This window comes from Clavibacter sepedonicus (assembly GCF_000069225.1).
Classification (GTDB): domain Bacteria; phylum Actinomycetota; class Actinomycetes; order Actinomycetales; family Microbacteriaceae; genus Clavibacter; species Clavibacter sepedonicus.
Window position 1 is genome coordinate 1456296 of record NC_010407.1, and the last position, 11889, is coordinate 1468184.

Here is an 11889-nt window from a genome sequence, read left to right on the forward strand (position 1 = left end):
GGCCACACGATGTTCTGCCCCTTCTGCCGCCACCCCGACTCCCGCGTCGTCGACTCCCGCACGAGCGACGACGGCCTGTCGATCCGCCGGCGCCGGCAGTGCCCGGAGTGCGGCCGCCGCTTCAGCACCACCGAGACCGCGAGCCTCAGCGTGATCAAGCGCAACGGCGTCGTCGAGCCCTTCAGCCGGGAGAAGATCGTCACGGGCGTCCGAAAGGCCTGCCAGGGGCGTCCCGTCACCGACACGGATCTCGCGGTCCTCGCGCAGCGCGTCGAGGAGGCGATCCGGGCCACCGGCGCGTCGCAGATCGAGGCGAACGACATCGGCCTGTCGATCCTCCCGCCGCTCCGCGAGCTCGACGAGGTCGCGTACCTCCGCTTCGCCAGCGTGTACCAGGGCTTCGACTCGCTCGACGACTTCGAGGCCGCCATCGCGCAGCTCCGCGTCGCGCACGCCGCGACGCCCGACGCCGACGCGCTCTGACCCGCCGCGGGACGTCCGTCCGTCCTGCAGGACGGCGCCTTCGCAGGCGCTAGCCTGGTGCCGATGTATCCCCTCCTCTTCCGCACGGTCCTGTCGCGCATGGACCCGGAGGACGCCCACCACCTCGCGTCCACGGCCATCTCCCTCCTCCCGCCGTCCGGCCTCGGCTGGATCGCCCGGCGGCTGACGGCACCCGATCCGTCGCTCGCGGTCGACACCCTCGGCCTCCGCTTCCCGTCCCCGTTCGGCGTCGCCGCCGGCTTCGACAAGGACGCGCGGGCCGTCCTCGGCCTCGGCCAGCTCGGCTTCGGCCACGTGGAGGTCGGCACGGTCACCGCCGAGGCGCAGCCGGGCAACCCGCGACCTCGCCTGTTCCGCCTGATCGAGGATCGCGCCGTCATCAACCGCATGGGCTTCAACAACGGGGGAGCCGCGGCCCTCGCCGACCGGCTCCGTCGCCTGCGGACCCGTCGGGACCGGCCCGTGATCGGCGTCAACATCGGCAAGACCCGGGTGGTCGCGGTCGAGGACGCCGTGGCCGACTACGTGCGGACGACCCGCCTGGTCGCCCCCGTGGCCGACTACCTCGCGGTCAACGTCAGCTCGCCCAACACGCCGGGTCTCCGCGGCCTGCAGGAGATCGACCTGCTGCGACCGCTGCTCACGAGCATCCGCGACGCGGCGGACGGTGTGCCCGTCCTCGTCAAGATCGCGCCCGACCTGCAGGACGCGGAGGTGGAGCGGATCGCCGAGCTCGCGACGGAGCTGGGCCTCGCGGGCGTGATCGCCACGAACACCACGCTGTCCCGCGCTGATCTGCGCACCGACGCCGCGGTCGTCGAGGCCGCCGGCGCGGGCGGGCTGTCCGGTGCGCCGCTGGCCCCGCGCGCGCTCGAGGTGCTCCGGATCCTGCGCCGGGTGCTGCCCTCCGACGCGTGCATCATCTCCGTCGGCGGAGTCGACACCGCCGACGACGTGCAGTCGCGTCTCGATGCGGGCGCGACGCTCGTGCAGGGCTACACGGCATTCCTCTACCGCGGCCCGCTCTGGGCACGGTCGATCAACGCCGGTCTCGCCCGGATCCGTCGCCCGCGCTGAAGCGCGCGCACCGCCGGTGCGTGTAGGCGATCAGCTGAAGGTGACCTTCTCACGCCGCTTCACCTGCGGCTTGGGCAGGCGCATCGGGCGCATCTGGATGGTGCGCATGCCCGTGTACCAGCGGATCCCGCGCTCGACCCGGTCGGCGCCGACGCGCGCGGTGATGGCGGCCCGCACGCGGCGCCCGGTGAGGTACGCGTCGATGATCGCCGCGATGACGAACACGTAGATCGACAGCAGCGGGATGGCCGAGAGGCTCGGCACGACGAAGGTCAGCACCACGACGACGCCCATCACGGGCAGCAGGAACTCGCCTACGCTCCAGCGCGCGTCCACGATGTCGCGGGCGTAGCGCTTCTGCGGGCCCTTGTCGCGGACGGGCAGGTAGCGCTCGTCGCCGGCGGCCATCCCGGCGTTGGCCCGGGCGCGAGCCTCGCGCGCCTTCTCCTTCGCCTGCTGCGCCGCCAGCTTGCGATCCTGCGGCACGAGCGGGCGGAGGTTCGCGGCCTCGCGCTCCCGACGGGTCGGGGTGGGGCCCTTCTTCCCGTCGGCCGTGCGACCGTCGACGGCCGCCGTGGCGCTCGTCTCGGAGGGGGTCTCTGCGGGGGTCTGCTGCTTCGCCACGTCTCTCGTCCTTGCCTGGAGTGAATCTAAGATTACCTGCATGACGCCTCCCGACACCTCCGCAGACGCCGTGACCGCACCGGACCAGGAGGTCGTCGACCGGCTCGCCGCCGCCGTCGCGGGCGGGCTGCCCACCACGATCGCCGACCTCTCGGCGCTCGTGCGCATCCCCTCCGTGTCCTGGCCGGCCTTCGATCCCACGCATGTCGTCGCCAGCGCCGATGCCGTCGCCGGCCTCCTCGCCGGGCTCGGCGTCTTCGACGACGTCTCCGTCCACCGGGCGACGACCCCCTCGGGCGACGCGGGCCAGCCCGCGGTGCTCGCGACGCGCGCCGCACGGAACGGCAAGCCCACCGTCCTCCTCTACGCGCACCACGACGTGCAGCCCCCCGGAGCGGACGAGCATTGGGAGACCCTGCCCTTCGAGCCCACCCTGCGCGGCGACCGCCTGCACGGGCGGGGCGCGTCCGACGACAAGGCCGGCATCATGACGCACGTCGCGGCCATCCGCGCGCTCGTCGAGGCGGAGGGCGACGACCTCGACCTCGGCCTCGCCGTCTTCATCGAGGGGGAGGAGGAAGCGGGATCCCGCTCCTTCTCCGACTTCCTCGCGACGCACCACGATGCCCTGGCCGCGGACGTCATCGTCGTCGCCGACAGCGACAACTGGGATGTGGACACCCCCTCCATCACCATCGCCCTCCGCGGCAACGTCACGTTCCGCCTCACGGTGCGCACGCTCGACCTCGCCTCGCACTCGGGCATGTTCGGCGGCGCCGTTCCCGACGCGATGATGGCGGCCGTCCGCCTCCTCGACTCGCTCTGGGACGCCGACGGCTCCGTCGCCGTCGCGGGTCTCGCCTCCACGGAGATGGCGACGCCCGCCTACGACGACGCCCGCCTGGCCGAGGAGGCGGCGCTCCTGCCCGGCGTCTCGCCGATCGGCACCGGCCCGATCCTCACGCGCCTGTGGGCGCAGCCCGCCATCACGGTCACGGGCATCGACGCCCCGTCGGTCGCCAACGCGAGCAACACGCTCCTCCCCGAGGTGTCGGTCCGCATCAGCGCGCGGATCGCCCCGGGGCAGACGGCCGCGGACGCGTACCGCGCCCTCGAGGCGCACGTCGAGGCGCACCGTCCCTTCGGCGCGCATGTGGAGATCAGCGACGTCGACCAGGGCGATCCCTTCCTCGTCGACACGACCGGCTGGGCGATGGCCGAGGCCACGGCGGCGATGACCGCCGGCTGGGGCCGCGCGCCCGTCCAGGCCGGGATCGGCGGATCCATCCCGTTCATCGCCGACCTCGTGCAGGCCTTCCCCTCCGCGCAGATCCTCGTCACCGGCGTGGAGGACCCCGACACCCGCGCGCACAGCCCGAACGAGTCGCAGCACCTCGGCGTGCTCAAGCGGGCGATCCTCAGCGAGGCCGTGCTGCTCTCGCGCATCGCCCGCCGCGGCTGACGGTCGCGGACAGCCCCGCCGGACGCAGGACGGATCGGGCAGGCCGGCGGGAACACCCGGGTGACTCCCGTGGTTGCACGACGTAGACTCCACCGGAGTCGCCCGACCGCATACGCCACCACCCGAGGAGTGCTCATGACCGACACCACGCTGACCGAGACCGCCGAGGCGGCCCACCGCGTCGGACTCACGGACACCGCGGCGAGCAAGGTCAAGAGCCTGCTCCAGCAGGAGGGCCGCGAGGACCTCCGCCTCCGCGTCGCCGTCCAGCCCGGCGGCTGCTCCGGCCTCATCTACCAGCTTTACTTCGACGAGCGCGAGCTCGACGGCGACGCCACGGTCGACTTCGACGGCGTCGAGGTCATCGTCGACAAGATGAGCGTGCCGTACCTCGACGGCGCCACGATCGACTTCGAGGACACCATCCAGAAGCAGGGCTTCACCATCGACAACCCGAACGCGGGCGGCTCGTGCGCCTGCGGTGACTCGTTCCACTGACACACGGAACGGTAAGCGGATCTGAGCCCGGAAACCCGGGCCTCGGGCAGGGAGTCGTCCATCGGGCGGCTCCCTGTCGCGTAATGTGGAACCCGTCACATCCGGTTCTTCGAAGGGTCTGCACGTGCGCTTCACTCGCCGTCAACGTTGGCTGACGATCCCCGTCGCCCTGGGCATCTCGATACTCCTCGCGGGGTGCACGCAGCAGCAGCTCCAGGGCTTCCTGCCGACGGAGCCGGGCACGACCAACCACGTCGACTCGGTCATCGGCCTCTGGGTCACCGCCTGGATCGTCCTCCTCGCCGTGGGAGTCCTCACCTGGGGCCTCACCATCTGGGCCGCGGTCGTGTACCGCCGCCGCAAGGGCCAGACGGGCCTTCCCGTGCAGATGCGCTACAACATGCCGATCGAGATCTTCTACACGATCGTGCCGCTGATCCTCGTCCTCGGCTTCTTCGCCTTCACGGCCAAGGACCAGGCCGCCATCGAGGCGCGGTTCGACAAGCCCGAGGTCAAGGTCCAGGTCTTCGGCAAGCAGTGGGCCTGGGACTTCAACTACCTCGGCGGCGAGACCGAGGCGGGCCAGCCCATCGAGGGCGGCGCGTACGAGCAGGGCGTCCAGGCCGTCGACGACCCCAACGGCCCGCAGGGCTCCATCGACAAGGACAAGCTCCCCACGCTCTACCTGCCGGTCAACACCAAGGTCGAGCTCGAGCTCAACACGCGTGACACGCTGCACTCCTTCTGGGTGGTGGACTTCCTCTACAAGAAGGACCTCATCTCCGGCAAGACGAACTACATGACGTTCATCCCGGAGAAGGAGGGGACGTACATGGGCAAGTGCGCCGAGCTCTGCGGCGAGTACCACTCCCTCATGCTGTTCCAGGTCAAGGTCGTCTCCGTCGACGAGTACAACGCCTACATCGAGAAGCAGAAGGCGGCCGGGTTCGCGGGAGACCTCGGCAAGGACTACGACCGCCTGCAGAACCTCCCCGGCACCGACGTGCCGGCCACCACCGAGTCGGCCGAGAAGTAGGGCGCACACACCGTGACATCGACACTCAACCGTCCCACCGCGATCCCCGCGGGTCAGGCGAAGGTCCTCCAGGACTCCGGCAAGGCCGAACGGCGTGGCAACGTCGTCGTCAACTGGATCACGTCCACTGACCACAAGACCATCGGGTACCTCTACCTGATCACGTCGTTCCTCTACTTCTGCCTCGGCGGCGTGATGGCGCTCGTCATCCGCGCCCAGCTCTTCGAGCCGGGCCTGCACGTGGTGGAGACCAAGGAGCAGTACAACCAGCTCTTCACGATGCACGGCACGATCATGCTGCTGATGTTCGCGACGCCGCTGTTCGCCGGCTTCGCCAACGTGCTCATGCCGCTGCAGATCGGTGCTCCCGACGTCGCGTTCCCGCGTCTCAACGCGTTCGCGTACTGGCTGTTCAACTTCGGATCCCTCATCGCGGTCGCCGGATTCCTCACGCCCGCTGGTGCGGCCTCCTTCGGATGGTTTGCCTACGCGCCCCTGTCGAGCACGACGTTCTCGCCAGGGTTGGGAGGCAATCTCTGGGTGATGGGCCTGGCGCTCAGCGGTTTCGGCACCATCCTCGGCGCGGTCAACTTCGTGACGACGATCATCACGATGCGCGCCCCCGGCATGACCATGTTCCGCATGCCGATCTTCACGTGGAACATCCTCGTGACGTCGATCCTCGTGCTGATGGCGTTCCCGGTCCTGGCCGCCGCGCTCTTCGGACTCGGCGCCGACCGCATCTTCGACGCGCACATCTACGACCCGGCAAACGGCGGTGCCATCCTGTGGCAGCACCTCTTCTGGTTTTTCGGGCACCCCGAGGTCTACATCATCGCGCTGCCGTTCTTCGGCATCGTGTCGGAGGTCTTCCCGGTCTTCAGCCGCAAGCCGATCTTCGGGTACAAGACGCTCGTGTACGCGACCATCTCCATCGCGGCCCTGTCGGTCACGGTGTGGGCGCACCACATGTACGTCACCGGATCCGTCCTGCTGCCGTTCTTCTCGCTCATGACCATGCTCATCGCGGTCCCGACCGGCGTGAAGATCTTCAACTGGATCGGCACCATGTGGCGCGGATCGGTGACGTTCGAGACGCCCATGCTCTGGGCCATCGGCTTCCTCATCACGTTCACGTTCGGCGGCCTCACGGGCATCATCCTGGCGTCGCCCCCGCTCGACTTCCACGTGTCCGACACATACTTCGTCGTGGCGCACTTCCACTACGTGGTCTTCGGCACCGTCGTGTTCGCCATGTTCTCCGGCTTCTACTTCTGGTGGCCCAAGTGGACGGGCACGATGCTCAACGAGCGCCTCGGCAAGGTCCACTTCTGGCTCCTGTTCATCGGCTTCCACACGACGTTCCTCATCCAGCACTGGCTGGGCGTCATGGGCATGCCGCGTCGGTATGCGACGTACCAGCCCGAGGACGACTTCACGTGGATGAACCAGCTGTCCACGATCGGCGCCGGCATCCTCGCTCTGTCGATGATCCCGTTCTTCCTGAACGTCTGGATCACCGCCCGCACAGCGCCGCGCGTCACGGTCAACGACCCGTGGGGCTACGGCCGCTCGCTCGAGTGGGCCACGTCCTGCCCGCCGCCGCGGCACAACTTCACGTCCATCCCGCGGATCCGATCGGAGGCCCCAGCCTTCGACCTCAACCACCCCGAGGCGGGCATCCCCGTGGGAATCGGTCCGGCGAAGGACGCTCCCGATGCCGCGACCTACGACATCTCCAGCGACAAGGTGAAGTGACGTGCGCGCCAATAGGAACCTCTTCTACGTCCTCGCGGTCTTCTTCGCCATCGCGGCGGCCGCATACACGATCTGGCACCTGATCGACCAGAACACGGTCGAGTGGGTCGGGACTCTGGCCATCGCCCTGTCGGGTGTCCTCGCGGCATTCATCGGCTTCTTCGTGGCTCGCCTCTACGCGGCGCAGAACGGCGAGCTCCCGGAGGACCGCAGCGACGCCAACGTTGACGACGGCGACCCGGAGCTCGGCTTCTTCAGCCCGTGGAGCTGGTGGCCCGTGATCCTCGCGGCCGGTGCCGCGTCGGTGTTCCTCGGCCTCGCCGTCGGCATCTGGATCGCGATCATCGGCGGTGGTCTCGCGATCATCGCGCTCGTGGGGTGGACCTACGAGTACTACCGCGGCTACTTCGCGCGCTGATCCCATGGTCGACATCCGGCACGCGCAGGCATCCGACGGGGACGCGGTCTTCGCCCTGTGCCAGCAGCTCGACATGATCAACGCTCCGGCGACCCGGGATGACTTCGACGTCACCTTCTCCCACATCCTGCGCGCGAACAAGGACGTCGGCCGCGACGTCCTGCTCGTCGCAGAGGAGGCGGGCACCGTCGTCGGGTATGCGTACCTCGTCGTGAGCCGCCTCCTCTACGCGGGCGGGCTCAGTGCACACCTCGAGGAGCTCGTCGTCGACAAAGATGCGCGGAGCGGCGGCACGGGCTCTGCGCTCGTGCGGGCGGTCGAGCGGCTCTGCGGTGACCGCGGCGTCGGACAGATCACCATGAGCACTCGACGTGCCGGGGAGTTCTACAAGAGGCTGGGCTACGAGCGCACGGCGGAGTTCTACAAGAAGCTCCTGCGCTAGGTGTAGTTCCTCGGGAGGTTGTGAACGCTGGGGCGGATAGCGAAGACCTCCGGGACGATGTGAGTTACCAAGCACACGTCATCACCGGAGGTCTTCGTGACTCACGCTAATGCCCCGTTCGCTCCCGTGGGCAGGCTTCGGCTTGCCCGGTTGATCGTTGAGGACGGGTGGCCGGTCCGGCGTGCGGCGGAGAGGTTCCAGTGCTCGCCCGCGACCGCGTCGAGATGGGCTCGCCGGTATCGGGCCGGGTTGCCGATGACGGACCGCTCATCCCGCCCGCACCGGCAACCGACCCGCACGAGTCAGCGTCGGGAGCGGCGGATCATCGCGCTGAGATTCACTCGCCGGTGGGGCCCGCACCGCATCAGCTATCACCTCCGCGTTCCGCGTTCGACGGTCGAGCGGGTGCTGAACCGGTATCGGATGCCGTTGCTCGAGCACGTCGATCTGAGCACCGGGCTCCCTGCCCGGCGGTCTCCTGCCCGACGCTACGAGCACTCCTCGCCGGGAGATCTGGTCCACGTCGACATCAAGAAGCTCGGCCGCATCCCGGACGGCGGCGGGCACCGAGTCCTCGGCAGAGCGGCCGGCCGGAGGAACACTCCCCGGACCGGGCGGGGATACGCGTTCCTGCATCACGCCGTGGATGACCACTCCCGACTGGCGTACTCCGAGATCCTCACCGACGAGCGCAAGGAGACCGCTGCCGCGTTCTGGGCCCGCGCGAACGCGTTCTTCACCGCCGCGGGCATCACCGTGATCCGTGTCCTGACGGACAACGGCTCCTGCTACCGCTCCCACGCCTTCACCGAGGCGCTCGGCACCATCGCCCACACACGCACCCGCCCGTACCGGCCCCAGACGAACGGGAAGGTCGAGCGCTTCAACCGCACCCTCGCCACGGAATGGGCTTACGCCCATCCCTATCGCACCGACGAGGCCCGCGCCGCGACCTACCCTGCCTGGCTGCATCACTACAACCACCACCGCCCCCACACCGGCATCGGCGGACTCACGCCCGCCGAACGCGTTCACAACCTCACTGGGAACTACACCTAGGCGCGGAGCACGGCGCGGAGCGCCGAGGGGACGCGGCGCGGGTCGCCGGCGAGCTCGGCGAGCGAGCCGTCGAGCGGATCCTCGTCGAACACCGCGAGCTCGCGGGCGACCGCGTCCTGCCGCACGGACGCGTCGCGTGCCGTGACGTCGCGCGCGGGGGATCCCGTCGCCCGGGCGTCCTCCAGCGCGAGGCCGGCGGTCGCGGGGGAGGCGCCGAGGGCGAGCGCCACGTCGCGCGCGATGTGCGCCGTCATGAGCTCGTCGAAGAAGCCGGCCGTCGTGTCGGGCGTGCGGCGGACGAGCGCCCACGCGCCCTCGGGACCGAAGTGGTGCGCGAGCGCCGCCTTCACGATGACGGCGAGCGGGCGGAGGTCCGGCACCGGGGCGGGATCGGGCGCGGCATCGTCCGCGGTCGTCGTCCCGGCGGACGGGGCGACCGGCTCGGCCTTGTGCGCGGGCACGTGGGTCGGCCGCACGGACCCGCCGTGGAGCCGGGCCGCGATGGCGGCCAGCTCGCCGGTGGCGGTCGAGACGACGGGTGCCGGGGGAGCTGGCGGCCCGGCGACGGATCGCGGTCCCGCCTGCCGCGGATCGGACGCCGCGGGCGCGGCCTCGGTCGGGACGGACTTGCCTCTGCGCCACCGGAACATGATCCACGGCCTCCCCGATCGCACCGCCGCGATCAGGATCATCATCGTGGGCGACACGCCCGGGTTGTCCCGCGACACGCCGGGGATCCCGGGCGTTGCCCCCGCGCGGGGGCGACGAAGACCGGCCTGCCGGCGGGTGCGCACGACGACGCGCGCACCCGCCGGATGCGCGCGTCGTCGTGGTTGGGCGGCTAGTTGCCGATCTGCCCGTCGCGCGAGTCCTCGATGACGGTGCCAACGGCGATCGCCACGGTGATGCCCCAGCTGAGCCACATGAGGCCGAGCTTCCAGTCGCGCGGACCCCGACGGGTCGTCTGGAGCGTGCTCCAGCCGCCGACGAGGGCGCTGAGGACGCTGCCGTTCAGGATGTACTTGCGCATGACACCTCCCAGTGTGCTTCCACGGTACCGGGATCCGACCGCCGAGTCCGTCGCCCGGTCGTGTGCGCGCGCTCCGAACCACGCGGCGTCCCCTTACCGCAGGCGGTGCGGACTCCCGGCGGCCGGTGAGTACAGTGATCGCGGATCAGACAGGAGGCGCCCGTGCGCACAGCCCTCATCGGGGTGGTGCTCCTCGTCGTCGGCGCCGTCGCCGTGGCCACCGGAGCCCTCCCGCTCGACGACCTCGGCGTCCTGTACGAGCGGGTCTGGCCGATCCTCCTCTTCGTGGTCGCCATCACCGTGGTCACCGAGCTCGCCAGCGAGGCGGGCCTGTTCACCTGGATCGCCGAGCGCGCCGCCGGCCTCGGCCGCGGACGCACGTGGGCCCTCTGGCTCGCGACCGTGCTCCTCGCCTGCCTCTGCACGATCTTCCTGTCGCTCGACACGACCGCCGTGCTGCTCACGCCCGTGGTCGTCGTGCTCGCCCGGCACTGCGGGCTCCCGCCGCTCCCGTTCGCACTGACCACCGTGTGGCTCGCCAACACCGCGTCGCTCCTGCTGCCCGTCTCGAACCTCACGAACCTGCTCGCGGAGCACGAGCTCGGCGGCCTCGGCCCCGCCGGGTTCGCGGCGCTCACGGTCGCGCCCGCGCTCGTCGCCATCGCCGTGCCCGTGCTCGCGATCCTCGTGATCCACCGCAAGGACCTCTTCACCCGCTACGAGGTCGGGGCACCGACCGCGCCGACCGACCGCGTGCTCCTCGTGGGCAGCGCTGTGGTCGTGGGGCTCCTCGTGCCCGCGCTCGTCTCGGGCGTCGAGGTGTGGATCCCCGCGCTCGCCGCGGCCGTCGTGCTCGCGATCCTCACGGCCGTCCGCCGGCCCCGCGTCCTCCGGCTCGGGCTTCTGCCGTGGCAGCTCGTGGTGTTCGCCTCGGGCCTCTTCATCGTGATGGAGGCCGCGCAGTCGCTCGGGCTCACCGCCGTGATGGCCGCCGTCTCGGGCCAAGGGCAGGACGCCGGGGCGCTCTTCCGGCTCGCGGGCGTCGCGACGCTCAGCGCCAACGCCGTCGACAACCTGCCGGCCTACCTCGCGCTCGAGCCGGTCGCGGGATCCCCGGAGCGGCTCGTCGCGATCCTCGTGGGCGTGAACGCCGGCCCGCTCATCACCCCGTGGGCCTCGCTCGCGACGCTGCTCTGGCACGAGCGGCTCGTGAGCATGGGGGTCCATATCAAGTGGTCGCGATACATGCTGCTGGGGCTCGTGGTCGCGCCCCTCACGGTCGGCCTTGCGATGCTCGCGTTCGTGCTCACGCACTGACCGGGCGGCCGCAGCTGGCAGGCCGCTGGCAGTCTGACCGATCGTGCAGGGACTGACCGATCGGTCGACATAGGCTCTCCGGGTGACCCGATCCCCCCGCGCATCCGCCGGCGACGAGCTCCGCACCATCGCGGCGGCGCGCTTCGCCCGCGACGGGTTCCAGGCCACCTCGCTGCAGCAGATCGCGGACGAGGCGGGCTACTCGAAGTCCAGCGTGCTCTACCACTTCGCCTCCAAGGAGGCGCTGCTGGACGCCCTGCTCGAGCCGACCATCGACGCGCTCGCCGGCGTCATCGAGCGCGCCGACTCCATCCGCGGGGACGAGGACGCGAGGCGCCAGTTCGTCGAGCGCTTCATCGACTTCCTCTTGCTGCACCGGCACGAGGTGGCGCTGTTCATCACGCAGGGCCGCTCGCTCGGGCACCTCGCGGTGATCGAGCGCGCCAACGACCTCGTGCGCACGCTCGGCGAGACCGCGGGCGCGCTCGACAGCACCCTCGACCAGCTGCGCTTCGGCGTGGCTCTCGGCGGCGCGGCGTACATCCTCGCCGCGAGCGACGACTGGTCCACCAACGAACCGCTGCCCGACGACGAGATCAGGGCTGCTCTCGTCGTGGTCGTGGGGGAGCTCCTCGCCCCCCTCGGCACTCGCTCCGCCTGATCC

Annotated in this window: 14 protein-coding genes; 11 read left to right on the plus strand and 3 right to left on the minus strand. The window is 70.4% G+C overall.

The window, feature by feature from the left end; all coding sequences use genetic code 11:
- Window positions 1-9 precede the first annotated feature (9 nt).
- Together nrdR and CMS_RS06855 are read left to right on the plus strand one after the other, a co-directional pair.
- On the plus strand, window positions 10-483 hold the full coding sequence (gene nrdR, locus CMS_RS06850; RefSeq protein ID WP_012298763.1) for a transcriptional regulator NrdR: 474 nt from the start codon (window positions 10-12) through the stop codon (window positions 481-483).
- A gap of 63 nt (window positions 484-546) precedes the next feature.
- The gene (locus tag CMS_RS06855) at window positions 547-1581 is read left to right on the plus strand and encodes a quinone-dependent dihydroorotate dehydrogenase (RefSeq protein ID WP_041464496.1); all 1035 of its coding nucleotides are present in this window, start codon (window positions 547-549) and stop codon (window positions 1579-1581) included.
- 30 nt (window positions 1582-1611) lie between these two features.
- On the opposite strand, the gene CMS_RS06860 is transcribed toward CMS_RS06855, so the two are convergent.
- The gene (locus CMS_RS06860; RefSeq protein WP_012298765.1) at window positions 1612-2205 is read right to left on the minus strand and encodes a DUF3043 domain-containing protein; all 594 of its coding nucleotides are present in this window, start codon (window positions 2203-2205) and stop codon (window positions 1612-1614) included.
- 40 nt (window positions 2206-2245) lie between these two features.
- On the opposite strand from CMS_RS06860, the gene CMS_RS06865 reads away from it, so the two are divergent.
- The 7 genes from CMS_RS06865 to CMS_RS06895 all read left to right on the plus strand — a co-directional run bounded on the left by CMS_RS06865 (window position 2246) and on the right by CMS_RS06895 (window position 8878).
- Complete coding sequence (locus CMS_RS06865) at window positions 2246-3667, plus strand: dipeptidase (protein ID WP_012298766.1); 1422 nt, start codon at window positions 2246-2248, stop codon at window positions 3665-3667.
- Between the two features lie 135 nt (window positions 3668-3802).
- Window positions 3803-4165 carry an iron-sulfur cluster insertion protein ErpA gene (gene erpA / locus CMS_RS06870; protein ID WP_012298767.1) on the plus strand — a complete coding sequence of 121 codons (363 nt, stop codon included), beginning with the start codon at window positions 3803-3805 and terminating at the stop codon, window positions 4163-4165.
- A gap of 124 nt (window positions 4166-4289) precedes the next feature.
- Window positions 4290-5201 carry an aa3-type cytochrome oxidase subunit II gene (gene ctaC, locus CMS_RS06875; RefSeq protein ID WP_041464497.1) on the plus strand — a complete coding sequence of 304 codons (912 nt, stop codon included), beginning with the start codon at window positions 4290-4292 and terminating at the stop codon, window positions 5199-5201.
- Between the two features lie 12 nt (window positions 5202-5213).
- Window positions 5214-6959, plus strand: a complete 1746-nt coding sequence (ctaD, locus tag CMS_RS06880; RefSeq protein ID WP_012298769.1) for an aa3-type cytochrome oxidase subunit I — start codon at window positions 5214-5216, stop codon at window positions 6957-6959.
- A gap of 1 nt (window position 6960) precedes the next feature.
- A complete protein-coding gene (locus tag CMS_RS06885) occupies window positions 6961-7377 on the plus strand; it encodes a cytochrome c oxidase subunit 4 (RefSeq protein WP_012298770.1) in 417 nt (138 codons plus the stop codon).
- Between the two features lie 4 nt (window positions 7378-7381).
- A complete protein-coding gene (locus CMS_RS06890; RefSeq protein ID WP_012298771.1) occupies window positions 7382-7819 on the plus strand; it encodes a GNAT family N-acetyltransferase in 438 nt (145 codons plus the stop codon).
- A gap of 96 nt (window positions 7820-7915) precedes the next feature.
- Entirely contained in the window at window positions 7916-8878 is a 963-nt protein-coding gene (locus CMS_RS06895; protein ID WP_012298772.1) for an IS481-like element ISCmi2 family transposase, read from the plus strand.
- Here the strand turns inward: CMS_RS06895 and CMS_RS06900 are convergent.
- Together CMS_RS06900 and CMS_RS06905 are read right to left on the minus strand one after the other, a co-directional pair.
- Window positions 8875-9606, minus strand: a complete 732-nt coding sequence (locus CMS_RS06900; RefSeq protein WP_223842752.1) for a hypothetical protein — start codon at window positions 9604-9606, stop codon at window positions 8875-8877. The genes CMS_RS06895 and CMS_RS06900 overlap by 4 nt on opposite strands.
- A gap of 113 nt (window positions 9607-9719) precedes the next feature.
- Window positions 9720-9908, minus strand: coding sequence for a hypothetical protein (locus tag CMS_RS06905; protein ID WP_012298774.1), 189 nt, complete (start codon window positions 9906-9908; stop codon window positions 9720-9722).
- 162 nt (window positions 9909-10070) lie between these two features.
- Between CMS_RS06905 and CMS_RS06910 the strand changes: the two genes are divergently transcribed.
- Window positions 10071-11225: an SLC13 family permease gene (locus tag CMS_RS06910; protein ID WP_041464498.1), complete on the plus strand. Its 1155-nt coding sequence runs from the start codon at window positions 10071-10073 to the stop codon at window positions 11223-11225.
- 82 nt (window positions 11226-11307) lie between these two features.
- Complete coding sequence (locus CMS_RS06915) at window positions 11308-11886, plus strand: TetR/AcrR family transcriptional regulator (protein WP_012298776.1); 579 nt, start codon at window positions 11308-11310, stop codon at window positions 11884-11886.
- Window positions 11887-11889 lie beyond the last annotated feature (3 nt).